Origin of the sequence: Kitasatospora sp. MAA19 (assembly GCF_029894125.1) — a bacterium.
GTDB lineage: Bacteria > Actinomycetota > Actinomycetes > Streptomycetales > Streptomycetaceae > Kitasatospora.
In genome coordinates this window covers 349,699-374,926 of sequence record NZ_JARXYZ010000004.1, presented here as the reverse complement: position 1 = coordinate 374,926, position 25,228 = coordinate 349,699, and the positions used below count along the sequence as shown (strand labels likewise).

The following is a 25,228-nucleotide window of genomic DNA, read 5'->3' as shown; positions in this document are numbered from 1 at the left end:
CCCGGCCTCTCGGCCGACCGGCCGCGGCCGGTCGGGTACCTAGGAAGGAGGCTCGGATGGGCAGTTACGTGCTGCGGCGGGTGCTGCAGATGATCCCGGTGTTCTTCGGCACCACGCTGCTGATCTTCCTGATGGTCTACACGCTGCCGGGTGACCCGGTGACGGCGCTGTTCGGCGAGAAGGCCGCCGACCCGGCCGTGGTGGCCAGCATCAAGCATCAGTACTACCTGGACCAGCCGGTCTGGAAGCAGTACCTGCACTACATGGGGAACCTCTTCCAGGGGGACTTCGGGACCAGTTTCACCGGCCGTCCCGTCTCCGACATCATGGCGAACGCCTTCCCGGTCACCATCCGGCTCGCGCTGCTGGCCTTCGTCTTCGAGCTGGTCCTCGGCCTGGCCCTGGGCCTGGTCTCCGGCCTCAGGCGCGGCAGCATCCAGGACACCCTGGTGCTCGTCCTGACCCTGGTGGTGATCTCGATCCCGGTCTTCGTGCTGGCCTACATCGCGCAGACGATCTTCGCCACCAACCTCGGCTGGGTCACCCCGACGGTGCAGGACTCCCGGGACCTTTCCCAGCTGATCCTGCCCGCGATCGTGCTGGGCTCGCTCTCGCTCGCGTACGTCGCCCGGCTCACCCGGACGTCCATCGGCGAGAACCTGCGGGCCGACTACATCCGCACGGCGGTCGCCAAGGGCCTGCCCCGGCGGACCATCGTCTCCCGGCACCTGCTGCGCAACTCGCTGATCCCGGTGGTCACCTTCCTCGGCACCGACCTCGGCGCGCTGATGGGCGGGGCGATCGTCACCGAGGGCATCTTCAACGTGCAGGGCGTCGGCAACGTCCTGTACCGGGCCATCAACCAGAAGGAAGGCCCGACCGTGGTCGGCATCGTGACCGTCCTGGTGATCGTCTACCTGGTCGCCAGCCTGCTCGTCGACCTGCTCTACGCGGTCCTGGACCCGAGGATCCGCTATGCCTGACGTCCACGACGAGAACTCGTACGAGCCGCACCCCAAGCCCGGCGTCTCGCACCTCGACTACGCGGGGGAGCAGGGCATGGCGGTCGAGCAGGGCACCCTGGTCGAGGCCGACCCGGTCAAGCGGGAGGAGGCCCGCAGCCTGTGGGGCGACGCCTGGCGGGACCTGCGCAGGCGGCCGATCTTCCTGATCTCGGCCGTGCTGATCCTGCTGCTGGTCGTGATGGCGATCTTCCCGTGGGCGTTCACCGACGCCGACCCGCGCAAGGCCGACCTGGTGCACAACTACCTCAGGCGGCCGGACTGGACCGACTTCTTCGGCGCCGGCTGGTTCGGCTACGACGGGCAGGGCCGGTCGATCTACGCCCGGGTGGTGTACGGCGCCCGCGCCTCGATCACCGTCGGCATCTGCGTCACCCTGGCGGTCACCGTGCTCGGCGGGCTGACCGGCATGGTCGCCGGCTACTTCGGCGGCGGCATCGACGCGGTGATCTCCCGGATCATCGACATCTTCTTCGGCATCCCGCTGCTGCTCGGCGCCCTGGTGCTGCTGAACGCCTTCACCACCCGCACGGTGTGGAGCGTGGTCATCGCCCTGGGCGTCCTCGGCTGGACCCAGATCGCCCGCGTCATGCGCGGTGCGGTGCTGACCGTCAAACAGGCCGACTACGTGGTGGCCGGCCGGGCGCTCGGCGCCGGGACGGGGCGGCTGATGTTCCGGCACATCCTGCCGAACGCGATCGCCCCGGTGATCGTGGTCGCCACCATCGCGCTCGGCGGCTACATCGCCACCGAGGCGACGCTGAGCTTCCTCGGCATCGGTCTGCAGGACCCGACCATCTCCTGGGGCATCGACATCTCCTCCGCCCAGAAGGTGATCCGCACGGCGCCGTTCGCGCTGTTCTTCCCGGCCGCGGCGCTCTCCGTCACCGTGCTGGCCTTCATCATGCTGGGCGACGCGGTCCGCGACGCCCTCGACCCGAAGCTTCGCTGAGCGAGGGGGAACGCATCGTGACCACAGCTGTGGACTCCACCAGGTCCAAGCGGGACGCACCGTACGAGGGGCCGCTGCTCGACGTCCGCGACCTGCACGTCGAGTTCGTCACCCGGGACGGCGTCGCCAAGGCGGTCAACGGGGTCGACTACAGCGTCCGGGCGGGGGAGACGCTCGCGGTGCTGGGCGAGTCCGGCTCCGGCAAGTCGGTGACCGCGCAGGCGATCATGGGCATCCTGGACATGCCGCCGGCCCGGATCCCGCGCGGCGAGATCCGCTTCCGAGGCCGGGACATGCTGAAGATGGGCAAGGAGGAGCGGCGGAAGATCCGCGGCCAGGAGATCGCGATGATCTTCCAGGACGCGCTGTCCTCGCTCAACCCCGTGCTCAGCGTGGGCTTCCAACTCGGCGAGATGTTCCGCGCCCACCAGGGGGCGTCCCGCAAGGAGGCCAGGGACAAGGCCGTCGAGCTGATGGACCGGGTGCGCATCCCCGCGGCCAAGCAGCGGGTGAACGACTACCCGCACCAGTTCTCCGGCGGCATGCGTCAGCGCATCATGATCGCGATGGCGCTGGCCCTGGAACCGGACCTGATCATCGCGGACGAGCCCACCACCGCCCTGGACGTCACCGTCCAGGCCCAGGTGATGGACCTGCTCGCGGAGCTCCAGGCCGAGTACAACATGGGCCTGATCCTGATCACCCACGACCTCGGCGTGGTCGCCGACGTCGCGGACAAGATCGCGGTGATGTACGCGGGCCGGATCGTCGAGACCGCCCCGGTGCACGAGCTCTACGCGCGCCCCGCCCACCCGTACACCCGCGGCCTGCTCGACTCCATCCCGCGGCTGGACCAGAAGGGCCAGGAGCTCTACGCCATCAAGGGCCTGCCGCCCAACCTGCTGCGGATCCCCAAGGGATGCGCCTTCAACCCGCGCTGCCCGCGGGCCCAGGACCGTTGCCGGGCCGAGGTGCCGGAGCTGTACCCGGTCACCGAGGACGACGGTGCCCCGCTGGCCGGGCGGGGCAGCGCCTGCTTCTTCTGGAAGGAGACCCTCCATGACCGCTAACGGGTCCAGCGCACTGGGCGCGACCGTGCCGGAGGAGGTCGCCTTCGCCCAGGAGGTGCCGCGCGGCGAGCCGATCCTCGAAGTCCGGGACCTGGTCAAGCACTTCCCGCTGACCAAGGGCATCCTGCTGAAGAAGCAGGTCGGCGCCGTGAAGGCGGTCGACGGGGTCACCTTCGACCTGATGCAGGGCGAGACGCTGGGCATCGTCGGCGAGTCGGGCTGTGGCAAGTCCACGCTGGCCAAGGTGCTGATGAACCTGGAGCCGGCCACCGCGGGCTCCGTCCGGTACAAGGGCCAGGAGATCTCCCGGCTCTCCGGGGCGGCGCTGAAGGCCGTCCGCCGCAACATCCAGATGGTGTTCCAGGACCCGTACACCTCGCTGAACCCGCGCATGACGGTCGGCGACATCATCGGGGAGCCGTACGAGATCCACCCCGAGGTGGCACCCAGGGGCGATCGCCGCAAGGCCGTCCAGGACCTGCTGGACGTGGTCGGGCTCAACCCCGAGTACATCAACCGCTATCCGCACCAGTTCTCCGGCGGGCAGCGCCAGCGCATCGGCATCGCGCGGGGGTTGGCGCTCAAGCCGGAGGTCATCATCTGCGACGAACCGGTCTCGGCGCTGGACGTGTCGGTGCAGGCGCAGGTGATCAACCTGCTGGAGCAGCTGCAGAGCGAGTTCGAGCTCTCGTACATGTTCATCGCGCACGACCTCTCCATCGTCCGGCACATCTCGGACCGGGTCGGCGTGATGTACCTCGGCAAGATGGTCGAGATCGGCACCGACGCGGAGATCTACGACCACGCGACCCATCCGTACACCCAGGCGCTGCTCTCGGCCGTCCCCGTGCCGGACCCGACGGCCCGCGAGTCGCGGGACCGGATCGTGCTCACCGGGGACGTGCCCTCGCCGGCCAACCCCCCGTCCGGCTGCCGCTTCCGCACCCGCTGCTGGAAGGCGCAGGACCGCTGCGCCGCCGAGGTCCCGCTGCTCGCCGCGCCCTTCTGGCTGGGCGGGGCGGCCCGGCACGACTCGGCGTGTCACTTCGCGGCGGAGCGCGAGGTTGGGCAGAGCGCGGCGGAGCGCGAGGTTGGGCAGAGTGCGGCGGAGCGCGAGGTTGGGCAGAGTGCGGCGGAGCGCGAGGCCGGGAAGGCCGGCTCCGGGGCCGACTGACCACCCGGTGGACGCCGCCCGACGCGGCTCCACTGCCCAGGGCGCGTCCTCGCATCGAGGGCGCGCCCTTTCCCGTGATGCAAAAGAGACGTCCCGGCGGATTCCGCAAAGGCCTTCCGGTCGTTGATAGTTGCTCTGCGCCAATCGGCGGTCACTGCTGCGCTGGGGAGGGCTGCTCACCATGGCTGACCTGACGAACTCGTCCCGGAGCAGGGGCGGTGAGCCGCGGACGGACGCGGTGGAAGTGATCGGCGGCGGTCGGGAGAACCTGGTGCCCGGCACCCCGCTGCTGGAGGTCGACGACCTGCACGTCGAGTTCGTCACCCGGGACGGCGTCGCCAAGGCCGTCAACGGGGTGAGTTACTCGGTGTCGGCCGGTGAGACGCTCGCGGTGCTGGGTGAGTCCGGCTCCGGCAAGTCGGTGACCGCGCAGGCGATCATGGGCATCCTGGACATGCCGCCCGGTCGGATCACCGCCGGTCGGATCCTCTACCGCGGCGAGGACCTGCTGACCATGGGCTCCAGGGCCCGGCGGGCCGTCCGCGGCCAGAAGATCGCGATGATCTTCCAGGACGCGCTGTCCGCACTCAACCCGGTGCTCAGCGTGGGCTACCAGCTCGGCGAGATGTTCCAGGTGCACCACGGCGTCAGCCGCAAGGAGGCCAGGGAGAAGGCCGTCGAGCTGATGGACCGGGTGCGCATCCCGGCCGCCAGGCAGCGCGTCGGCGACTACCCGCACCAGTTCTCCGGCGGCATGCGCCAGCGCATCATGATCGCGATGGCGCTCTCCCTGGAGCCGGACCTGATCATCGCGGACGAGCCCACCACCGCCCTGGACGTCACCGTGCAGGCCCAGGTGATGGACCTGCTGGCCGAGTTGCAGCACGAGTTCCACATGGGGCTGATCCTGATCACCCACGACCTCGGGGTGGTCGCCGACGTCGCGGACACGATCGCGGTGATGTACGCGGGTCGGATCGTCGAGACGGCGCCGGTGCGCGAGCTGTACGCGCGCCCGGCCCACCCGTACACCCGCGGCCTGCTGGACTCGATCCCCCGGCTGGACCAGAAGGGGCAGAACCTCCACGCCATCAAGGGCCTGCCGCCCAGCCTGCTGCGGATCCCGCAGGGCTGCGCGTTCAACCCTCGCTGCGACCGGGTGCAGGACCGCTGCCTGACCGAACTCCCGCCGCTGGTACCGGTGGTGGCCGCGGACGGGGCCGAGCTGCCGGGCCGCCGCAGCGCCTGCCACTTCTGGCGGGAGACCCTCGACGGCTGAGGGTGCCGGAGGGCCGCCGTCGCCTACCGCTCGAAGCCGACGTTCTCCCAGACGATGTCGGACAGCCCCTGCGCGCCGATGTTGGCGAGGTTGGCACGGGCGCCGTACAGCTGGGGACGCTGGTAGAGCGGCAGCACGCCGGCCACCTTCCACAGCTCGCCGTCGGCCTGGTTGATCGCCTCCGAGGCGGTCGCCGCATCGGGCGCGGCGGCGGCCCGGTCGAGGGCGGTGTCCACCGCCGGGCTGCCCGCGCCGACGTGGTTGGTGCCGCCGTTCTGGACGAAGTTGGCGCGGTTGCCGCTGGCCGGGAAGGGCGTGCCGAGCAGCGAGTAGGCGGCGATGTCGAAGTCGTTGCGGTTGACGTACCGGTCGAAGAACTCGTTCGCGGCGGCGGTGACCGTGGTGACCTCGATACCGACGTCCTTGAGCATCCGGGTGGTGCTGGCGGCCTCGTTCTGGGCCTGTGTGACGCCGGCCGGGACGATCATCCGCAGGTTGAGCTCGCGGCCGTCCTTCTTCCGGACGTCGCCGTCGAGCTTCCACCCGGCCGCGTCCAGCTTGCGGGCGGCCTCGGCGGGGTCGTAGCGGCTGAGGCCGAGGGAGTTGTCCCGGTAGGCGTTCTGGTTGGCGACCAGCAGGTGGTTGTTGAGCGGGACGGCGGGCCAGTCCAGGCCGTTCAGGTCGGAGCGGATGACGGCGTCCCGGTTGATGGCCTGGAAGACGGCCTGGCGGACGGTCGCGTCGCTGAGCGCCGGTGTACGGGCGTTCAGGGTGAGCTGGCGGAAGTCCGGCCCGCCGGCCCGGCGGACGGCGGCGCCCTTGGTGTTCTTGATGGTCTGGTACCCGGCCACGTCCGGGCCGTTGTTGAAGAGGTCGATCTCGCCCTTGGCGAAGGCGGCGGCCATGGCGTTGGGCAGCATGGCGTGGAAGACGATCCGGTCCAGCATCGGCTTGTCGCCCCACCACGAGGGGTCGGCGACCAGGGTGACGGTCTGGGCGGCGCGGTCCAGCCGCTCGACCTTGAACGGGCCGGCGGTGACCGGGATCGCGTCCAGGTAGGCGGAGTTGAACAGCTCCGGGGTGGCGATCCGGCTGGCGGGCAGCAGCGGGGCGTTGGCGGCGCCGTTGAACATCGACTGCCACTCGGAGAACGGCCGGTCGAAGGTCATCACCGCCTGGAAGTCGTCCTTGCCCCGCTCGACCGAGGAGACCTGTTCGAAGCCGGTGCTGCTGGAGGGCCGGTAGGCCGGGTCCTTCCCGTTCAGGGCCCGCCAGTTGGCCTCGATGTCGCGCCAGGTGATCGGGGTGCCGTCGGACCAGTGGGCCTTCGGGTTGAGCGTCCAGACGACCACCTGCCGGCCGTCCCGCAGCTCCGCGTGGGCGTCCTGCAGGTAGGCGGGGTTGACGGTCTGGGTGCCGGCCGCGTCGGAGCGGAAGAAGGTCGGCAGCAGCGGCTTGGTGACGCTGATCGTCGAGGACTCGCTGCCGTCGTTCTGGATCGGCGACCACTGGCGGGAGAACTGGGCGATCGCCAGGTGCAGGGTGCCGCCCTGGCGCAGCCGGGAGCGGTCGAGCGGGTTGATGTCGATCGAGGTGAACTTGGGGATCTCAGCGGCCGCCGGCCCGTTCGCGCCGCCGTCGCCCTGACCGGAGGCGCACGAACAGAGCGTCAGCGAGAGCGAGAGTGCGGTGAGGCCGGCGAGCAGAGCCGGCCGGTACTGGAGGCGGCGGCTCATCGGCGTGCTCCCCGAGGTGGCTGTGGCGGAAGGTGTGGCGTCACATCTTGCTGACCGGAGGGGGGAGTTGTCGAGGGGCGGGCCGGGATCCGGCCCGCCCCCCGATCGGCGCGGTCGTCGCTCAGACGACGGTGAACTTGAAGGTGCGGTCCTTCTCGCCGGTCTTGTCGAGCAGCGGGGTGATGGCGTCCGCGACGTCCTGCGGGGTGATCGCGGCGGTCTGGCCGTTCTTCTTGACCTTCACCTTGTCGAACACGCCGTTCAGCTGGCCGTTCAGCGCGTCGAGGTCCCACTTGGGCACGATCTTGCCGGAGGCGTCCGGGGCGAGCGTGAGCGTCTTGGCGGCGACCAGCTTGCCGAAGCCCCACTTCTTGGCACCGGCCACGAGGTACACGTTGCCGTTGACCGCGGACTTGCCGAGGCTGTCCGCGGCGGCCTGCAGGGCCTGCGGGGAGACCTTGGGCTGGGCGGCCGTGACGGCGAGCGCGATCGGCTGGTCGGGCTTGCCGGCGGCGCGGTCGCGGTAGGCCTGCTCGACCACGTCGAGGGCGCTCGCCGAGTCGATGGCCTGACCGGCCCGGCCGGGCACCACGAGCGGGTCGCCGTTGTCGCCGAACTTGACGTAGCCCTCCTGCAGGCCCTGACCCGAGCCGGAGGCCAGGGTGTCCAGGGCGGCCTTGAGCTTGGCCCGGTCGACCTTGACGTCCGGTGCGACCGCCTTGGTGCCGCCCTTCAGCGACTTGATGACGTCGACCGGGTTGTAGCTGTGCTGGGCGAGGCCGTCCACGGTGCCCGTGGTGTCGAAGCCCAGCCCGGCGACGGTCGGGTCGAGGTTCAGCGTCTGGTCGCCGACCTTCAGCTTGAGCGGCTGCTGGCCGGCCTTGCCGACGGTCTCGTCGAGCTGGTGGATCGCCTGGTCGCGGCTGTTGCCGCCGATGTCGGTGCCGAGCACCACGGTGCCCTTGGGGACGTCGGACTGGTTGAGCATCAGGCCGGTGCCGTACGCGGCGGCGCCGAGGAACAGCACCCCGCCGATGCCGTAGACGCCCAGTTTGACGAGCTTCTTGCCGGCGCCGCCGCGCTTGGCCTTGCCGGGCGCGGCCTTGGCCTTGGCCGGCTGCGGTGCGGGCGGGACCGGCGCGGACTGGGCGTCCTCGGGCCGGGGGCCGGGGCCGGGGGTCGGCAGCGGGGTGAGCTCGGTGGCCTCCGGGTCCCGCCCGGGCTGCTGCGGCTGGCCGGGGGCGGCGCCGGGGGCGCCCGGGAAGAGGCCGCCGGGGGGCGGGGTGGCGAAGGCGTCCTGGCCGGGCGCGGCGGGGCGCTGGGTGGCGAACGGGTCGGCGCCGGCCGGGGCCGAGGCGAACAGGCCCGGCTGCGGGCGGGCTTCGCCGCCGTGCGGGGCGCCGCGCTGCGGCAGACCGGGTATGGCGGCGGGCGGCGGGGTGCCCTCGCGGATCGGCTCGAAGCCGTCGACCGAGGTGTCCTCGGGGTCGGCCGCGCCGGCCGCCGGGCCCGGCGGGCGGGCGCCCGGGCGCGGTCCCTGCTGGGGCCGGCCGTTGGGCTGCCGGCCGTTCGGCTGGGCGCCGTTCGGCGGGGTGCCCTGCTGCGGGCGGGCGTCGCGCCGGCCGCGGGCTTCGGCCTCGGGCGCCATCGGGGCGAACGGGTCGGCGACGGGCGGGACGAAGGGGGCGGCGGCCTCGTACACGCCGGGCTCCTCCGCCGGGGGCTGCGCGCCGGGGCCGGCGGGGAACGGTGCGGCGGGTGCGCCGTTCGGGTTCGGCCCCTTGGTCTGGGCGGGCACCGGGCGGCCGTTCGGACGGGCCGCGCCCGGGGTGGGGCGGGTGCCGTTCTGGCGGGCACCGGTGGCCGGGGCGGCCGGGGCGGCCGTCGGCCGGGGCTCGGCGGCGGCGGGCGCGGCCGGGGTCTCCGGTGCGCCGGCCGACTCGGGGCCCTTCTTCTGCCGGGGCCGGAACCAGGCGCCGGTGGACTCCGACTCGGAGGTCGCCGGCGGGATCGGCGGGACCTGCCACTCCGGCGGCAGGTTCGGCGGGGTGGCCGTCTGGGCGCCGCCGTCCATCACCCCGAGGACGGGGGAGGCGGGCGCGGAACGGTGCCGCGGGCCGCCCGGCTCGGGGGCGGGCGCCGGGGCCTCGTCACCCGGGCCGTCCTCGTTCTTGACGGTGCTGCGGACCACGACCGGCGGGATCGGGCGCGACCCGGGGATGTTGATCCGGACCCGGGTGGTCAGGGTGGTCTCGGTCTTCGGGCCGTCGTCCTCGCCGCCTGACGCGGCGCCCTGGGCGGCACCGGTCCGGTCGCCGTCCGGGAGCCCCGGTGTGCCGTAGGGCGGGGTGCCCGACGGGTAGGCGTCCGGGCCCGTACGCCGGGGCGTCGGGTGGGCGTTGTCAGATTCGCGGCTGCTCAATGCTGCTCTGCTCCGGGTTCGCGGGCGGGCCGTGCGGCGCGACCGCGGTTCGTGGTCGCCGGGCCTGGGCGGGCGGCGGTCGGGTACGGCGTTCTGCGGGACCACCATACTGGGAAGAACTGAGCGGCGAACGGCTTCGGACAGATCCTGATACGTCCGGTTCCTCCGGTATGAGAGTACGGCCGTGTGCTCCTGACTGCGCGTCGTGCACGGTGCCGTACGCGCCCCGGGGGTGGGGTCAGCGCGGCGGTCCGGGCACGCCCGGGAACCAGCTGCCGCGGGTCGGCAGGGTGGCGCAGATCACGCCCAGGACCGAGCCGGCGAACAGCCAGCCGAGCGAGGTGGCGTTGGACCACAGCACGTTGTCGCCCTCCGGCCGGGGCACGATCACCAGCAGCATCGCCAGGAACCAGCCGGCCGCGGGCAGCGCCGCACCCAGCCGGGTGCCGGTGACCCGCAGGCCTGCGTAGAAGGTGGCGCCGGTCGCGGCGAGCGACAGCAGGACCCCCACGGGCGGCCACAAGGCCTGCACAAAGGATCCGCAGACCGACACCGCGATGCCCAGCAGGAAGAACAGGACGTAGGCCGCGATCCGGGCCGCGCGTGGGGGCTGGGACTCGGCCAGCCGCTCCTCGCGGGTGCCGAGGACGGTCGCCGGGAACGAGCGGCGCGGCGGCCGGGCGGCGGCGGGCTCGGTCATCGGACGCTCTCCTCGGCGGGGGTGTGCAGCGGGTCGGGGTCGGGCGCCAGGCCCGCGAACAGGTCCTCCTCGGGCCGGTCCGGTCCGGCCTGGCCGCGTACCAGCTGGTAGTACTCGGTGGCGAGCAGCGGCTGGCCGAGGTGGTTGGAGAGCGCGAAGGCGGCGCCGTCCACGGTGATCTGGGTGACGTGCGCGGCCATCGCGGCCGCCTTGTGCCCGGCGTACGCGGAGCCGTCCAGCACGGTGGTGACCACCCCGTCGGCCACCACGCCGGGGACGTCGGCCGGTTGGGCCACCCCGGGGAAGGACGCCCTGGCGGCGGTCTCGGCGAGCCCGGCCTCGATCACCGAGCGGGGCACCCGGTTCCAGTACACCTTGGCGATCCGCCAGGCCGGGCCCAGCTCCGGGCGGTGCACCGGATCGGCGGCCAGCTCGTACGCGCGCATCGCGACCCGGTGCGCCTGGATGTGGTCCGGGTGCCCGTAGCCGCCGTTCTCGTCGTAGGTGACCAGTACCTGCGGCCGGACCTCGCGGATCACCGCGACCAGGTGACCGGCCGCCTCGTTCACGTCGGCCCGCCAGAAGCAGCCGGGCACGTCGTTGTCGGGCACGCCCATCATCCCGGAGTCGCGGTAGCGACCCGGGCCGCCGAGGAAACGCAGGTCGGTGACGCCGAGCGCGCGCATCGCCTCGGTCAGCTCGCCGATCCGGTACGCGCCGAGGGTGCCGTCCCGATCGGCCGTCAGATGGGCCAGCCCGGGCGGGATCACCTCGCCGCCCTCGCCGAGGGTGCAGGTCACCAGGGTGACGTGGGCGCCCTCGGCGGCGTACCGGGCCATGGTGGCGCCGTTGCCGATCGACTCGTCGTCGGGGTGGGCGTGCACCAGGAGCAGGCGGCGGCCGGTAGTCGCGGTCATGGGGGAAAGCCTAGAGCCTGTCGTCACGATGGCGGCCGTGGTGGCGGGGTCAGAGCTTCAGGCCGTTGATCATCCCCGCGAGGTTGCTGGTGACCTGGCTGATCGACGGGGCGATCGAGCTGGAGGCCAGGTAGAAGCCGAGCAGTGCGCAGATGATCGCGTGCCCGAGCTTCAGGCTGGAGCGGCGGATCAGCACCACCACGATGACCAGCATCAGCATGGCTGCGGAGACGGACAAAGCCATGTCGGCTCACACCCCTTCTCGGGTGCGCCACCCGGGAGGGTGGCGGTGGGACCGTGCGGGACCTGCGGTCGGGTGACCGGGGCCCGGGACGGGACCCGACGATCACCGCCCGACCAGTCATACCCGATGGGTGAGGGGAGCATTACACGCGGTGAGTCTCCGCACGTCGGGGCGCTGCGGCACTCGTGGGGCGCATGGGCCGGTCGGAGGGGGTATGAGCCCCTTTGGGGGGTACTTGGGAACGATGCTCCGAACGAGTGATCACCAGGCTCCCGACAGTGGGAGCGGGGCGTCGTAGGGTCTGGTGCCATGACCTCCCACACCCCTGCGGACACCTTCCCCCGGCAGTACGCGCGTACCCTGCGCTACACCGTTGGCGCGCCCCGCTCGTTCTCCGTCTCACCGGACGGCTCGCGGGTCGTCTTCCTGCGCTCCCGGTCGGGCGGCGACCGGGCCAACCTGCTCTGGACCCTCGACACCGCCACCGGCGAGGAGCGGATCGCCGCCGACCCGGCCGTGCTGCTCGGCGGCGGCGAGGAGGACCTCTCGCCCGCCGAGAAGGCCCGCCGCGAGCGCAGCCGCGAAGGCTCGGCCGGCATCGTCGGCTACGCCCTGGACACGGCCGGCCGGCTGGCCGCCTTCGCCCTCTCCGGCCGGCTGTTCACCGCCGACCTGGCCTCCGGCGCCACCGCCGAACTGCCCGCCCGGGGGCCGCTGTTGGACCCGCGGGTCGCCCCGGACGGCAGCCACGTCGCCTACGCCAACACCGCCGGCGAGCTGCGGCTCACCCGCACCGACGGCACCGCCGACCGGGCGCTCGCCGAGCCCGACGGCCCGAACGTCACCTGGGGGCAGGCCGAGTTCCTCGCCCAGGAGGAGATGGGCCGCGACCGCGGCTTCTGGTGGTCCCCGGACGGCGAGCGGCTGCTGGTCGAGCGCGCCGACGACTCCCCGGTGCGCCGCTGGTGGATCGCCGACCCGGCCAACCCGCAGCGCGAGCCCGCCGAGATCGCCTACCCGGCCGCCGGCACCGCCGACGCCGAGGTCGGCCTCTGGGTGTTCGACCTGGACGGCGGCCGCACCGAGGTGGTCTGGGACCGGGCGGCCTTCCCCTACCTCGCCCGGGTGCACTGGTCCACCGGCGGCGTGCCGCTGCTGCTCGTCCAGGCCCGCGACCAGCGCAGCCAGCGGATCCTCGGCCTCGACGTGGCCACCGGCGCCACCGAGGTGCTGTTCGAGGAGCGCGACGAGGTCTGGCTGGAGCTGTTCCAGGGCGTCCCGGCCTGGACCCCGGACGGCAGGCTGGTCCGGATCTCGGACGACGCGGGGGTGCGCGCGCTGGTGATCGGTGACCAGGCCGTCACCGGGGCCGACCTGCACCTGCGGTCGGTGGTCGCCGTCACCGACGACGAGGTGTTCTTCAGCGCCTCCGGCGGCGCCGGGGAGACCGACCCCGAGCCCGGCTGGATCGCGGTGGGCCGGATCAGCCACGACGGCAAGCGGCTGGCCTGGGAGTCTTCCAACGGCCGTCCGTTCACCTCCGTCACCAGCGCCGTGCACGCGGGCGGGATCACCGTGCGCGCCACCGCCGAGCCGGACCTGCCCGGCACCCTCGTCCAGGTCGCCCGCGACCTGCCCGAAGGCGTGGTCGTCGACGACGTCGCCACCATCGCCTCGTACGCCGAGACCCCGGTCATCACCGCCCGCCCGGTGTTCCGCTTCGCCGGCGAGCGCCGCATCCCGGCCGCCGTCTTCCTGCCCACCGGCTACGACCGCGAGCGGGACGGCCTGCTGCCCGTCCTGATGGACCCGTACGGCGGCCCGCACGGCCAGCGCGTCGTCCAGGCGCACAACCCGCACCTCAACTCGCAGTGGTTCGCCGACCAGGGCTTCGCGGTGGTCGTCGCCGACGGGCGCGGCACCCCCGGCCGCAACCCGGCCTGGGAGAAGTCCATCGCCTTCGACTTCGCCGGGGCCACCCTCGACGACCAGGTCGAGGCGCTGCAGGCGCTCGCCGAGGAGTTCCCGCTGGACCTCGGCCGGGTCGCCATCCGCGGCTGGTCGTACGGCGGCTACCTCGCCGCGCTCGCCGTGCTGCGCCGCCCGGACGTCTTCCACGCGGCCGTCGCCGGGGCGCCGGTGACCGACTGGGAGCTGTACGACACCCACTACACCGAGCGCTACCTCGGCCACCCGGCCGAGCGGCCCGAGGTGTACGCGGCCAACTCGCTGACCGGGTACGCCGCCGGGCTGGAGCGGCCGCTGATGATCATCCACGGCCTGGCGGACGACAACGTGGTCGCCGCGCACACCCTGCGGCTGTCCTCCGCGCTGCTCGCGGCCGGGCGTCCGCACACCGTGCTGCCGCTGTCGGGCGTCACCCACATGACGCCGCAGGAGGAGGTCGCGGAGAACCTGCTGCTGCTCCAGGTCGACTTCGTGAAGCGCGCGCTGGGGGCGTGAAGCCCGACAGGTAGCCCCTGACCGGCGGATGCGGCGGCCGGGCCCCGTCACGCGTACCGGCGTGACGCGGGTACCGGCCGCCGGCATGACATCCGTCATGCCGAAGGCACGACGGCGGACACTGCCGCCGCATCCCGCCCGCACGGGACCCTGACGTGGTGCGGACGACACCGGACGCGACACCACCAGGGCAGAGGAGCGGGGCGATGGGGACCGAAGTGGCGGCCTTCCGCGGCGTCGGCAAGAGCTACGGGCGGGTGCGCGCCGTGGACGATCTCAACCTCGTGCTGCGGCCGGGCGAGACCGTCGCCCTGCTCGGCCCGAACGGCGCCGGCAAGTCCAGCAGCCTGGACCTGCTGCTCGGCCTGCGCGAGCCCGACCAGGGCAGCGTCACGCTGTTCGGCGGCACGCCGCGGGAGGCGATCGCGGCCGGCCGGGTCGGCGCGATGCTGCAGAGCGGCGGGCTGATGGCCGACGTCAAGGTCCGCGAGCTGGTCCGGCTCGCCTGCGACGTGCATCCGCGCGGTCGGTCGGTCACGGGGGTACTGACCGACGCCGGGATCACCGAACTGGCCGAGCGCCGGGTCGACAAGCTGTCCGGCGGCCAGGAGCAGCGGGTCCGCTTCGCGCTCGCGATCGCCGGCGAGAGCGACCTGATCGTGTTGGACGAGCCCACCACCGGCATGGACGTCAGCGTCCGGCAGGCGTTCTGGGCGAGCATGCGGGCGCAGGCCGACGCCGGTCGCACGGTGCTGTTCGCCACCCACTACCTGGAGGAGGCGGACTCGATCGCCGACCGCGTCCTGGTCCTGCACCGGGGCCGGCTGATCGCCGACGGCAGCTCCGCCGAGATCAAGGCGCGCGCCGGGGCCCGCCGGGTCGCCTTCGAACTCCACGACGCGGACGGCGAGTTCGAGGAGAGCGTGCTGCGGATGCTGCCGGGCGTGCAGTCGTTGGACGTCACCGCCCGGGTGCCGGGGGTGCGGACGGTCCGGATCCGGACCGCGGACGCCGACGCGAGCGTCGCCGGGCTCTACCGGGCGGGCCTGTACCCGCGCGGGCTGGAGGTCACCGGCCTCGGCCTGGAACAGGCCTTCCTGACCATCACCGGCGAGCAGGACCAGTACGAGGCGGCGAAGGAGAGCGCGCGATGACCACCCTGATCCGGCTGGAGATCCTGCGGACCCTCCGCAACCGGCGCTACCTGCTCTTCACCATCGCCTACCCGGCGCTGATGTACTTCTTCTTCATCCACGCCTACGACTCCTCCAAGCTGGCCGGCGGCCTGCCGGTGAAGACCTACTTCATGGTCACGATGGCCACCTTCGGCGCGGTCGGCGCGGTGCTCACCGGCAGCGCGCAGCGGATCTCGCTGGAGCGCAAGAGCGGCTGGGTGCGCCAGCTGCGGCTCACCGCGCTGCCCGGGCGGGCGTACACCTTCGGCAAGATCGCCGCGAGCGCGGTGACCACGCTGCCGGCGATCCTGGTGGTCTTCGCGGTCGGCGCGAGCCAGGGCGTGTCGCTGAGCGCCCCGCAGTGGATCGGCCTGACGGCGGCGCTGTGGCTGGGCAGCTTCGTGTTCGCGGCGCTCGGGGTGGCGCTCGGGTACGCGGCGGCGCCGGACTCGGTGCAGACCATCGTGATGATCACCTACATGGTGATGGCGCTGTTCGGCGGGACGTGGTTCCCGGTGAGTGGTTCGCTGGAGAAGTTCGCCCGGTTCAACCCGGTGTACCTGTACAACAAGCTGGCCACCTTCACCCAGCCCGGGCACTCCCTGGACACCGTCGCGGTCGCCGGACTGGCCGCCTTCCTCGCGGTGTTCGTCGTCGCCGCGGCGGCGCTGTACCGCCGCGACACCCGCCAGGCATGATGACCTCCATGAATGACGCGCGCCGGGCCCACCCCTTCGACGAGCAGCGGGAGGCGGGCCCGGCGCGCGCGTCGTTCATGAACGTCCCCGGCTCCCCGGTGGAGACCCGTCGGCAGATGCTGGTCAAGATCGCCTGGATGCTGCTCTGGATGATCTACCTGGCCTACCCGGTGGGGAACCTGCTGCACGGGGGCCACAGCCTGGCCGGCGAGGTGCTCGGCTGGGCCTGCCTGGCGTTCTTCGTGGGCGGCTACGTCCTGCTGGTGATCTTCCGCTCGACGGCGGGGATGCGGCCGCGAGCCTGCCAAGCCGTCGTGGCGGCCATGGTGGTGTTCGCGATCGCGTCCGCCTGCGTGCTCGGCGGAGCCTTCCTGACCCTCTTCATCTACGCCTCGGTGTGCGTCGCGATCATCACGCCGGCCCGGTACGCGCTCCGCGCGCTCGGCGGCATGGCGGCCCTCACCGCCACGGTCGGCCTGCTCATCCACGCCGGCGGGGACGACATCGCGACCTTCACGCTCAGCGCCTTCCTCTCCGGCATCGCGATGACCGGCCTGCAGCGGTTGGTCGCCACCATGAAGGAACTGCGCGAGGCCCGCGCCGCGGTCGCGCACCTGGCCGCCTCCGAGGAACGGCTGCGCCTCGCCCGCGACCTGCACGACCTGCTCGGGCACTCGCTGTCGCTGATCACGCTGAAGAGCGAACTGGCCGGGCGGTTCATGGACGCCGGCAAGGACGAGGCGGCGCGGGCGCAGGTCGCCGACATCGAGCAGGTCGCCCGGCAGTCGCTGATCGACGTCCGGGAGGCGGTGACCGGCTTCCGCCGCCCCACCCTGCCGGTCGAACTCGCCGCCGCCCGTACCGCGTTGGCCGCCGCGCAGGTGCGGCTGGAGGCCGCGCCGGAACTGGCCGAGGCCTGGCCGGGGCTCGCCAACGAGGAGTCGGGCGCGCTGGCCTGGGCACTGCGCGAGGCCGTCACCAACATCGTCCGGCACGGCGAGGGCGCCACCGTCTGCACCGTCACGGCCGACGAGAGCTGGGAGGCGAGCGGCGAGCGCTACGCCGTCCTGGAGATCGCCGACAACGGGCACGGGCCGGGCAAGTCCCAGCCGGGGAACGGGCTCTCGGGCCTGCAGGAGCGGCTGGCGCTGGTCGGCGGGCGGCTGGACAGCGGGCCGGGGGAGCGGGGCCGGGGCTTCCGCCTCCGGGCCTCGGTGCCCCTGCGGACGGTCGCCGCACCGGTGGCCCCGCAGCCGTCCGAGAAGTCCTAGACCGTCCGGGGCCGAACCGGCTGACAGCCGGGGCACCGGCCGACCCGTCGGGTGCGGGACGGCCGTCCGGGTGCCGCGACCCGGTGGCCGGGGCGGTCAGCCGCCGTCGGCGAGGTGGCGGCGGAAGCGGAGGGCGGGGCGGTCGTCGATGGTGAGCCTCCCGACGACGGTGAAGGCGTTGCGGGTGAGGACGGCCGCGGAGGCGGCGTTGTCCAGCGTGGTGACGGCGGTCAGCGAGGTCAGGCCGTAGCCGGTGGCGGCGAGGCGGCAGGCCTCGCCGACGGCGGCGGTGGCGACGCCCCGGCCGGCCGCGGCTTCACCGACGCGGTAGCCGAGCTCGGCGCCGCCGCCCTCGACGTCGACCAGGTTGAGGCGGCCGAGCAGGGTGCCGGCCGGGTCGAGGATGAGGTGGAAGTGGCAGGTGCCGGCGGCCTGTTCGGCGAGGAGGGCGGCATGGCGGGCCGGGAAGTCGGCGAAGTAGGCGTCACCCCGGTCGGGGACGGTGCGCGCGAAGTAGGCGCGGTTGGCCTCCTCGAAGGCGAGGAGCGCCTCGGCGTGGTCGGGTCGGAGTCGTTCCAGGCTCAGCATGCCGCCAGTCTGGCCCGCAGGGCGGCGGTGAACCACTCGAATACCTCCCGCAGGCTGTCCGGGGCGGGCCAGCCGTTGATCGCCGCGAGCAGGTGCCAGTAGCGCTCCGCGCGCGGGTCGTTGGCGGTTTCCAGGCGGGTGAGCAGCCACTGGCGGAGGGCGGCGTCGTCCGGGCGGCCGAAGGTCTCGGCGTACGCGGCGGTCAAGCCGGCGAGGACGGCGTCGGCCTCCGGGGCGGACGGCGCGATGCCGTCGGCCAGCGCGGCGCCGACCAGCGAGCGCACCGTCGCGGTGAGGTCGTGGTGCAGCCCGGTGGTGTCGCCGTCGGCCCGTTCGGCGGCCTGGTGTTCGGCCATCGCGCGGATCGCCGCGCGGAAGTCCGGGTCCTGGACGAGTTCGCCGAGCTCGACCCACGCCTCGACCTGCTCCGCGCTGGGCTCGTCGGGTAGTTCGGGCATCGCGGAGCGGAGCATCGCGACGAACGCCGGGTTGGCGTCCAGTCCGCCGAAGGTGTCGTCGATGAAGTCGTGGACGAGGCGCCGGCGTTCGGCGTCGGAGAGCTTGGCGAGCTTGTGCATGAGTGTCGTCTCCTCTGGTGTGGACGCGCGTTGGGCGACGGCCCGTAGGACGGCGCGGCGCAGTCGCAGGGTGCGGATCTGGACGTCGATCGCCTCGGCGTGCGCGGCGGCGACCTCGTGCAGCGGGGTCTCCCGTTCCAGGACGCGGCGGATGGCGGCCAGGTCGAGGCCGAGTTCGCGCAGCGTGCGGACGAGGTCGAGCCGGGCGAGGGCGTGGACGTCGTAGCGCCGGTAGCCGGCGGTGGTGCGGTCGGTGGGCGGCACGAGGCCGGTGTCGGCGTAGAAGCGGATGGTCTTCACGGTGAGCCCGGTGCGCCGGGCGAGGTCGCCGATCGAGTAGTGGGCGTCGTTGCCGTCCATGGGGTCCAGCCTGGCGTCTCCCCCTACGGGAGACGCAAGCTGCGGGGGACACCTAAGGTCGTGGCCATGAGCGACACACAGAACGGGGCCCTGATCCGCGTCCTCCTCGCCGAGGATCAGGGGATGGTCCGGGAGGCGCTGGCGGCGCTGCTCGGGCTGGAGGGCGACATCGACGTCGTCGCGCAGGTGGGACGCGGCGACGAGGTGGTGGCGGCGGTGCTGGCGCACGGGGTGCAGGTGGCCGTGCTGGACATCGAGATGCCGGGGATGACGGGCATCGAGGCGGCCGCGGAGCTGCGCCGCCATGCACCGGGGACGAGGGTGGTGATCGCGACGACCTTCGGCCGGCCGGGGTACCTGCGGCGGGCGATGGAGTCGGGTGCGGACGCCTTCCTGGTGAAGGACGCGCCGGCCTCGGAGCTGGCGGAGGCGATCCGCCGGGTGTTGCGCGGGGAGCGGGTGATCGATCCGGCGCTGGCGGCGGCCGCGCTGGCGGAGGGCGCGAACCCGCTGACGGCGCGCGAGCGGGACGTGCTGGGCGCGGCGGCCGACGGCGCGGTGAACGCGGACATCGCGAGGCGGCTGCACCTGTCGGAGGGGACGGTCCGCAACTACCTGTCGATGGCGATCCAGAAGACCGAGGCCCGCAACCGCACCGAGGCGGTGCGGATCGCCCGCGAGAAGGGTTGGCTGTAGGGGGCCGTCAGTTGAGGCGGTGCCGGGCGGCCCGGGCCTCCTGGCGGACCTTGGCGGCGGTGTCCGGGTCGAAGGCGTCGAGGATCTGCGCGTAGGCGTCCATCTCGGCCGAGCCGCCGAGGAAGTCGCCGGTGCGCACGAGGAGTTCGGCTCGTTCGAGGCGGAGCTGGGCGGGGTGGCGGGGCAGCAGGAGGGAGAGTTCGGCGGCCCAGAGCTGGGTGCGGGCGTGTTCGGGGCGGTCAGCGGCCCAGGCGCGGATGTTGCCGAGCACGCGCAGCACGATGTCGAGCGGCTGGGCCGGGGTGAGCAGGTCGGGGGTGAACTCCTGCCCGGCGGTGTGGACCAGGCGTTCCGCGTCGTCCGGGTCGAGCAGCCGTCCGCCGTGGAAGGGGTCGGCGAGCACGTACTCCTCGCCGCCGGCCGGGCCGCCGACGGCGACGATGAAGTGGCCGGGCAGCGCGATGCCGTGGACGGTGAGCCCGGCCCGCCGCCCGACCGCCATCCACACCAGGGACAGCATGATCGGCAGTCCGCGCCGGCGCCGCAGCACGTCGGGCAGCAGCGAGGATTCGAGCCGCCGGTAGTCGGACTGCTGCCCGTGGAACCGCTCCCGCCCGCCGAGGACGGCGGCGAGCAGGGCGGCGGTCTCCTCCGGCCCGGCGGGGGCGCGTTCGGCGACGGCGAGCCGGACGGCGCTCGCGTGCCGCTCCAGGGCGGCCTCGCAGGCGGCGAGCAGGGCGTCCACGCTGGGCGGTTCGCCCGGGTCGTCCGGGTCCAGGACCGGGCCGTGTTCGGCGGCGGCGAGCAGGCAGAGCAGCACCGGGTCGGCGGGCTCGGCGCGGGCGGCGGTCCGGAAGCGGTCTCTGCTCTGCTCGGTCACGGTGACGGCGACGGCTTTCGTACGGCGGGCGGGCAAGCGGACGAGTCGGGTGGGCGGGCGGCTCGGGCGGGCGGGTCGGACGGCGGTGCTACCCCTGGGGGAGAAGGGCGTAGTGGTAAGTGTGACTGGTCGTGAAGCCGAGTCCGTCATAGAGCGCGATCGCACCGGCATTGTCCGCCTCGACCTGCAGGTATCCGCCGGTCGCCCCCTCCTCGGCGGCCCGGGCGGCGAGCACCGCCATGACGGTCGTGGCCAGTCCGGCCCGTCGGGCGTACGGCACGACCTCGATCGCACCGAAGCAGGCCCAGGACCCGTCGATGACACAGCGTCCGATCGCCAGCGGCGGCTGCCCGGGGGCGCCGGGCACGGTGGCGAACCAGACCGACGGCCCGCCGTGCACCACCTGCCGGGCGGCCTCCTCCAGCGCCTCGTCCTCGCCGACCCGCCGGTAGAGCGAGAGCCAGGCCGCGTCCGCCGTCCGCGCGAGCCGGACCCGGTCGTGCCCGGAGCCGATCCGGGTGAGCCCGGCCAGCGGGGCCGTCCGGACCAGGGTGGGCGCGTAGCCGGCGCCCAGCCGGTCGAGCTCGGCCCGCAGGTCCGCCGGCGAACCGGGGGTGAGCACCTCGACGTACGCGGGCAGGTCGCGGGCCGTGTACCAGGCGCGGACGGCCGCGAGCGCGTCGGGCAGCGCGAGCCCGGGGTCGCCGAGCGCCTGCACCGAGTTGGCCCGCCGGGTGAAGCCGGCCGAGGCGCGCAGCGTCCACTCGCCGAGCGGTTCCTGTTCGACGGCGGGCCAGCCGCGGGCCGCGATCCGCTGGAGTTCGACGGGCGTGGCGGCGGGCAGGGGAGCGCGGCGGGCCGGGAAGAGCGGTACGACCTTGCCCGCGACCAGCAGCTTCTCGGCGAAGGAGACCGGCTCGCCGCTGCGCGGGGCGACCGTCAACCCATGATCGTCCCACGATGTGAGCACGCCGATCGCATCCCGGAACACCGGCCGGTCGCCCACGAACTCCGAGATGCGCCGGACGGACACGCGTCGTCCCACGTCAGAGCGATCTATCCGGACCTCCGGACGGTCCTGAACCGGCCCGCCTGCCGTCATCTGGGCACCTCCTGTGCATTTGCGGTCTCCGACCCGCGATACTAGGGGCGGGCATCGACGACGCCGCGCTCACCGCGCACGCGAGTAGAACAGAACGGGCCGCCACGGCCCTTCCGAGGAGGAACGACAGCGTGACCTACGTCATCGCGCAGCCTTGTGTCGACGTGAAGGACAAGGCGTGCATCGAAGAGTGCCCGGTTGACTGCATCTACGAGGGCGAGCGATCGCTCTACATCCACCCGGATGAGTGTGTCGACTGTGGCGCTTGCGAGCCGGTCTGCCCGGTCGAGGCGATCTTCTACGAGGACGACACTCCTGAGGAGTGGAAGGACTACTACAAGGCGAACGTCGAGTTCTTCGACGACCTGGGTTCTCCCGGCGGCGCCTCGAAGCTGGGCCTGATCGAGCGTGACCACCCGTTCATCGCCGCTCTGCCGCCGCAGAACGCCGACCACTGACGATCGGTGGAAACTGAGCTGTGAGCACCAACAGCACGCGCGCGCCGTTCCCGGGCCACCCGGGGGCGGCGCGCCGCGTTTCCGACCTCCTGCCGGTCTTCCCCTGGGACAAGCTGGAGCCGTACAAGGCGACCGCGCTGGCCCACCCGGGAGGTCTCTGCGACTTCTCGGTGGGCACCCCGGTGGACCCGGTCCCCGAGGTGATCCAGAAGGCGCTGGCCGCCGCCACCGACACGCCGGGCTACCCGACGGTCTGGGGCCCGGTGGAGCTGCGCGAGGCGGTCGCCGGCTGGCTGCACCGCCGCTGCGGCGCCGAGATCGGCCCGCAGGCCGTGCTGCCGACCGTCGGCTCCAAGGAGCTGGTGGCCTGGCTGCCGACCCAGCTCGGCCTCGGTCCGGGCGACCAGGTCGCCTACCCGCGGCTGGCCTACCCGACCTACGAGGTGGGCGCGCGGCTGTGCGGCGCGGAGCCGGTCGAGTACGACTCGGTGGACGAGCTGGACGGCTCCCGCGTCCGCCTGCTCTGGGTGAACTCGCCGTCCAACCCGACCGGCCGGGTGCTCGGCGAGGACGAGCTGCGCCGTACCGTCGCCTGGGCCCGGGAGCACGGGGCGCTGCTGGTCAGCGACGAGTGCTACCTGGAGCTGGGCTGGACGGCCGAGCCGGTCTCGGTCCTGCACCCGGACGTCTGCGGGGGCGGCCACGAGGGCCTGCTGGCCGTCCACTCGCTCTCCAAGCGCTCCAACCTGGCCGGCTACCGCGCCTCCTTCGTGGCGGGCGACCCGGTGGTGGTCAAGGAGCTGCTGGAGGTGCGCAAGCACGGCGGCATGATCGTGCCCGCGCCGGTCCAGGCGGCGACGATCGCGGCGCTGTCGGACGACGCGCACGTGGCGGAGCAGCGGGAGCGGTACGCGGCCCGGCGCTCGGCGCTGCGGACGGCGCTGGAGGCGTACGGCTTCCGGGTCGAGCACTCGGAGGCGAGCCTCTACCTGTGGGCGACGCAGGACCGCCCGTGCTGGGAGACCGTGGCCGAGCTGGCCGGGCTGGGCATCCTGGTGGCGCCCGGCGACTTCTACGGGCCGGCCGGCGAGCGCTTCGTCCGGGTCGCGTTCACCGCGACCGACGAGCGGGTGGCCGCGGCCGTGGAGCGGCTGAACGCGGCCCGCTAGCGGGGAGCGCGAGAGGGGCCGGTGTCCACCGACACCGGCCCCTTCGTCATGCCCTGCGATACCGCGCGATGCCGCGGACGGTTACAGCGGCAGGCCGCTGATGCTGCCGCCGTTCACACCGTGCAGCAGGCCGCCGACCGGGCCGAGCGCGCCGGTGAGGCCGGACAGCGGGTTGTTCGGGCCGAGGTCGGCGCCGCCGAGGCGGTTGGCCGAGCCGTGCTCGGCCAGGCCCAGGACGTCGGTGCCGGGCAGGGCCGGCAGCGCGCGCTGGACGGCGCCGAGCGGCAGCGCGTCGGTGACGGCGTTGGTGCCGGGGACGGCGCCGGCGAGCTTGTCGGCGCCGGGCAGGCCCTGGGCGACGGAGCCGGCCTGGGAGAGCCCGCCGACCGGGCTGGCGGCGGCGCTGCGGGTGCCGACGCCCTTGCCGGTGACGGCCTCGCCGAGCTTGTCGGCCAGCGCGGAGGCGACCTTCGGGGTGACGGCGGAGAGCTGGCCGGTGGTGGCGGCGGTCTGGTCGACCGGGGCGGTCAGCGAGCCGGCCTTCTCGTTCGCCTCGGGGAGCTGGTGGGCGACGATGGTGCCGGCGGCGTCGGCGGAGGCCGGTACGCCCGCGGCGACGGTGGCGGCGCCGGTGCTGCCGGCGGCCTGGCCCAGCTGGTGGGTGGTGTGCTGGAGGGTGGAACCGGTGTCGGTGTTGGTCAGCTGGCCCAGCGGCGCGGCCAGGTCGCTCTTGGGCAGCAGGGCGTCGCCGCCCAGGGCGGACGCGGAGCCGGCCGCGACCAGCGGGGTCGCTCCGGCCGCCACGAGCAGCGCGGCGCTGGCGATCCGGCGCGTGAGGGGGTGAGACATGGGGCTCCTCGAAGGGTCTGGGTCCGTCCCGTCCGCCGGGCGGACGACGTTGTTACCGCTTGAGAAGCCAGAAGGTTTCGGCCTGAGCAAGGAAAGTTTCTGACCGACCATCGGATCGTATGACCATGGCGACGTCGCCCGGCGGGGCCCGTCCGACCCGGTGGACCCGGCTCCGGGCAAGGGGAGTGACGGTTCTCCACCGGGGGTCGCCGGAGCGGGCGCCGCGTCCACCGAGGTTGACCGGGTTCACCCGTACGGCGGCAACCCGTACGTCAGTGCATCAGCCCTTTCAGGACGCGGCGAGGGTGACCTGAACGAGTTTGGTCGACGTCCCGGAGGTCTGCGGCTGCCAGCCGTCCTCCGACTTGGTCTTGCGCCAGATCTTCCCGTCGTAGGCGACCGTCGCGATGCCCAGCTGCTGGGCCTGGGCGACCGCCCAGTGGGCGACCTCCCAGCCGCTCGCCAGCTCGGCGCTCACCCCGGCGTCGGCCCCGGCGTCGGACGAGGAGGTCAGCGCGGCGGCGGACGGGTCCGGGGTCAGCGCGATCGCGTTCTCGGCGCCCTTGATGGTCGAGGTGTACCCGGTCTCCGGGGTCACCGTGCGGCCGAACTCCCGGCGCACCCGGTCGGACAGCACCTGGGCCCGGTCCGGCGCGGCGGTCGGGGAGGCCGAGGCGCCCGCGGCGGGCGCGGCCGCGTCCGCCGGGTCCGGCTTGGTGTAGTCGTGCACCACGCAGCTGAACGAGCCCGGTACCCGGCCGGCCAGCGCCGAGGAGAGCAGCGTCGCCTTGGTCTCGTGCTTGGCGTACGCCTGCGGGTAGCCGCTCTTCTGCACCGCCTGGGCCGCGTCGGTCAGCGGCAGCCGGGTGTAGCCGGGGACCTTGACCAGGCCGTCCAGGAACTTGTTGGTCGCGTAGACCGGGTCCTGGATCTGCTGCGGGGTGCCCCAGCCCATCGAGGGCCGCTGCTGGAACAGGCCGAGCGAGTCCCGGTCGCCGCCCGCGAGGTTGCGCAGCTTGGACTCCTGCATCGCGGTGGCCAGCGAGATGGTGGTCGCCCGGTCCGGCAGCCCGCGCGAGCGCGCCACCGCGGCGATCGTCGCGGCGTTGGCCGCCTGCGGGATCTCCAGGGTGCCCTCGCCGGCCGGGGTCTTCACCGAGCAGCCCTCGGGCTCGGTCTTCCCCTCGCGCAGCCACCACAGGCCGACCGCGATCACCGCCAGGACCAGCAGCACGATCAGTACCGCGCGCAGCGGCCTGCGACGGCGGGGCGCCGACTCCTCGCCCAGCTCATCGCTCTTTCTCCTGGCCACCGTCGCCCCTCTCGCGCCTGCTTCTTGATCCGACACCGTACCCACTCGGACGGGTGAGCGGCGCCACCCGGTTGCCGTTGGCCGTCACGTTCCGTGTCACAGAACAGCCACAC

At 73.3% G+C, this 25,228-nt stretch carries 23 protein-coding genes; 12 read left to right on the top strand and 11 right to left on the bottom strand.

Annotated features, from left to right (window positions below; translation table 11 throughout):
• The first annotated feature begins 56 nt into the window (after nucleotides 1-56).
• The 5 genes from P3T27_RS09620 to P3T27_RS09600 all read left to right on the top strand — a co-directional run bounded on the left by P3T27_RS09620 (nucleotide 57) and on the right by P3T27_RS09600 (nucleotide 5,497).
• Nucleotides 57-983 carry an ABC transporter permease gene (locus P3T27_RS09620; protein ID WP_280676417.1) on the top strand — a complete coding sequence of 309 codons (927 nt, stop codon included), beginning with the start codon at nucleotides 57-59 and terminating at the stop codon, nucleotides 981-983.
• Nucleotides 984-1,059: 76 nt separating this feature from the next.
• Nucleotides 1,060-1,974, top strand: coding sequence for an ABC transporter permease (locus P3T27_RS09615; RefSeq protein ID WP_280676634.1), 915 nt, complete (start codon nucleotides 1,060-1,062; stop codon nucleotides 1,972-1,974).
• A gap of 17 nt (nucleotides 1,975-1,991) precedes the next feature.
• Entirely contained in the window at nucleotides 1,992-3,044 is a 1,053-nt protein-coding gene (locus P3T27_RS09610; protein ID WP_280676416.1) for an ABC transporter ATP-binding protein, read from the top strand.
• Nucleotides 3,034-4,218, top strand: coding sequence for a dipeptide ABC transporter ATP-binding protein (locus P3T27_RS09605; RefSeq protein WP_280676415.1), 1,185 nt, complete (start codon nucleotides 3,034-3,036; stop codon nucleotides 4,216-4,218). The genes P3T27_RS09610 and P3T27_RS09605 overlap by 11 nt, the downstream gene beginning before the upstream one ends.
• Nucleotides 4,219-4,399: 181 nt before the next feature.
• Complete coding sequence (locus tag P3T27_RS09600; RefSeq protein WP_280676414.1) at nucleotides 4,400-5,497, top strand: ABC transporter ATP-binding protein; 1,098 nt, start codon at nucleotides 4,400-4,402, stop codon at nucleotides 5,495-5,497.
• Between the two features lie 23 nt (nucleotides 5,498-5,520).
• Here P3T27_RS09600 and P3T27_RS09595 read toward each other — a convergent pair whose 3' ends face one another.
• The 5 genes from P3T27_RS09595 to P3T27_RS09575 all read right to left on the bottom strand — a co-directional run bounded on the left by P3T27_RS09595 (nucleotide 5,521) and on the right by P3T27_RS09575 (nucleotide 11,516).
• Nucleotides 5,521-7,233: an ABC transporter family substrate-binding protein gene (locus tag P3T27_RS09595; protein ID WP_280676413.1), complete on the bottom strand. Its 1,713-nt coding sequence runs from the start codon at nucleotides 7,231-7,233 to the stop codon at nucleotides 5,521-5,523.
• A gap of 121 nt (nucleotides 7,234-7,354) precedes the next feature.
• A complete protein-coding gene (locus P3T27_RS09590) occupies nucleotides 7,355-9,655 on the bottom strand; it encodes a peptidoglycan binding domain-containing protein (RefSeq protein WP_280676412.1) in 2,301 nt (766 codons plus the stop codon).
• A 238-nt stretch (nucleotides 9,656-9,893) separates the two neighbouring features.
• Nucleotides 9,894-10,355 (bottom strand): DUF6113 family protein, encoded by a 462-nt coding sequence (locus P3T27_RS09585; protein ID WP_280676411.1) that lies wholly within the window; start codon nucleotides 10,353-10,355, stop codon nucleotides 9,894-9,896.
• Entirely contained in the window at nucleotides 10,352-11,272 is a 921-nt protein-coding gene (gene mshB, locus P3T27_RS09580; protein WP_280676410.1) for an N-acetyl-1-D-myo-inositol-2-amino-2-deoxy-alpha-D-glucopyranoside deacetylase, read from the bottom strand. The genes P3T27_RS09585 and mshB overlap by 4 nt, the downstream gene beginning before the upstream one ends.
• Nucleotides 11,273-11,321: 49 nt before the next feature.
• Nucleotides 11,322-11,516: a DUF2304 family protein gene (locus P3T27_RS09575; protein WP_280676409.1), complete on the bottom strand. Its 195-nt coding sequence runs from the start codon at nucleotides 11,514-11,516 to the stop codon at nucleotides 11,322-11,324.
• 309 nt (nucleotides 11,517-11,825) lie between these two features.
• Between P3T27_RS09575 and P3T27_RS09570 the strand changes: the two genes are divergently transcribed.
• The 4 genes from P3T27_RS09570 (at nucleotide 11,826) to P3T27_RS09555 (ending at nucleotide 17,123) form a co-directional block, all read left to right on the top strand.
• Nucleotides 11,826-13,979 (top strand): prolyl oligopeptidase family serine peptidase, encoded by a 2,154-nt coding sequence (locus tag P3T27_RS09570; protein WP_280676408.1) that lies wholly within the window; start codon nucleotides 11,826-11,828, stop codon nucleotides 13,977-13,979.
• Between the two features lie 206 nt (nucleotides 13,980-14,185).
• Complete coding sequence (locus tag P3T27_RS09565) at nucleotides 14,186-15,133, top strand: ABC transporter ATP-binding protein (RefSeq protein ID WP_280676407.1); 948 nt, start codon at nucleotides 14,186-14,188, stop codon at nucleotides 15,131-15,133.
• On the top strand, nucleotides 15,130-15,852 hold the full coding sequence (locus tag P3T27_RS09560) for an ABC transporter permease (RefSeq protein ID WP_280676406.1): 723 nt from the start codon (nucleotides 15,130-15,132) through the stop codon (nucleotides 15,850-15,852). Before P3T27_RS09565 ends, P3T27_RS09560 begins: the two co-directional genes overlap by 4 nt.
• Nucleotides 15,853-15,860: 8 nt before the next feature.
• The gene (locus P3T27_RS09555) at nucleotides 15,861-17,123 is read left to right on the top strand and encodes a histidine kinase (RefSeq protein ID WP_280676405.1); all 1,263 of its coding nucleotides are present in this window, start codon (nucleotides 15,861-15,863) and stop codon (nucleotides 17,121-17,123) included.
• Nucleotides 17,124-17,219: 96 nt separating this feature from the next.
• On the opposite strand, the gene P3T27_RS09550 is transcribed toward P3T27_RS09555, so the two are convergent.
• On the bottom strand, nucleotides 17,220-17,711 hold the full coding sequence (locus P3T27_RS09550) for a GNAT family N-acetyltransferase (RefSeq protein WP_280676404.1): 492 nt from the start codon (nucleotides 17,709-17,711) through the stop codon (nucleotides 17,220-17,222).
• Entirely contained in the window at nucleotides 17,705-18,649 is a 945-nt protein-coding gene (locus P3T27_RS09545; protein ID WP_280676403.1) for a MerR family transcriptional regulator, read from the bottom strand. The genes P3T27_RS09550 and P3T27_RS09545 overlap by 7 nt, the downstream gene beginning before the upstream one ends.
• Nucleotides 18,650-18,715: 66 nt before the next feature.
• On the opposite strand from P3T27_RS09545, the gene P3T27_RS09540 reads away from it, so the two are divergent.
• The gene (locus tag P3T27_RS09540) at nucleotides 18,716-19,345 is read left to right on the top strand and encodes a response regulator transcription factor (RefSeq protein ID WP_280676402.1); all 630 of its coding nucleotides are present in this window, start codon (nucleotides 18,716-18,718) and stop codon (nucleotides 19,343-19,345) included.
• A 7-nt stretch (nucleotides 19,346-19,352) separates the two neighbouring features.
• Here the strand turns inward: P3T27_RS09540 and P3T27_RS09535 are convergent, their stop codons facing one another.
• Nucleotides 19,353-20,261: a transglutaminase-like domain-containing protein gene (locus P3T27_RS09535; protein ID WP_280676401.1), complete on the bottom strand. Its 909-nt coding sequence runs from the start codon at nucleotides 20,259-20,261 to the stop codon at nucleotides 19,353-19,355.
• 52 nt (nucleotides 20,262-20,313) lie between these two features.
• On the bottom strand, nucleotides 20,314-21,258 hold the full coding sequence (locus tag P3T27_RS09530) for a GNAT family N-acetyltransferase (protein ID WP_348534076.1): 945 nt from the start codon (nucleotides 21,256-21,258) through the stop codon (nucleotides 20,314-20,316).
• A 200-nt stretch (nucleotides 21,259-21,458) separates the two neighbouring features.
• Between P3T27_RS09530 and fdxA the strand changes: the two genes are divergently transcribed.
• On the top strand, nucleotides 21,459-21,785 hold the full coding sequence (gene fdxA, locus P3T27_RS09525; RefSeq protein ID WP_030061559.1) for a ferredoxin: 327 nt from the start codon (nucleotides 21,459-21,461) through the stop codon (nucleotides 21,783-21,785).
• 20 nt (nucleotides 21,786-21,805) lie between these two features.
• The gene (gene dapC / locus P3T27_RS09520) at nucleotides 21,806-22,954 is read left to right on the top strand and encodes a succinyldiaminopimelate transaminase (protein ID WP_280676398.1); all 1,149 of its coding nucleotides are present in this window, start codon (nucleotides 21,806-21,808) and stop codon (nucleotides 22,952-22,954) included.
• Between the two features lie 81 nt (nucleotides 22,955-23,035).
• Here dapC and P3T27_RS09515 read toward each other — a convergent pair whose 3' ends face one another.
• Both P3T27_RS09515 and P3T27_RS09510 read right to left on the bottom strand, forming a co-directional pair.
• Complete coding sequence (locus P3T27_RS09515) at nucleotides 23,036-23,803, bottom strand: hypothetical protein (RefSeq protein WP_280676649.1); 768 nt, start codon at nucleotides 23,801-23,803, stop codon at nucleotides 23,036-23,038.
• 289 nt (nucleotides 23,804-24,092) lie between these two features.
• Nucleotides 24,093-25,115, bottom strand: a complete 1,023-nt coding sequence (locus P3T27_RS09510; protein WP_280676396.1) for a hypothetical protein — start codon at nucleotides 25,113-25,115, stop codon at nucleotides 24,093-24,095.
• Nucleotides 25,116-25,228 lie beyond the last annotated feature (113 nt).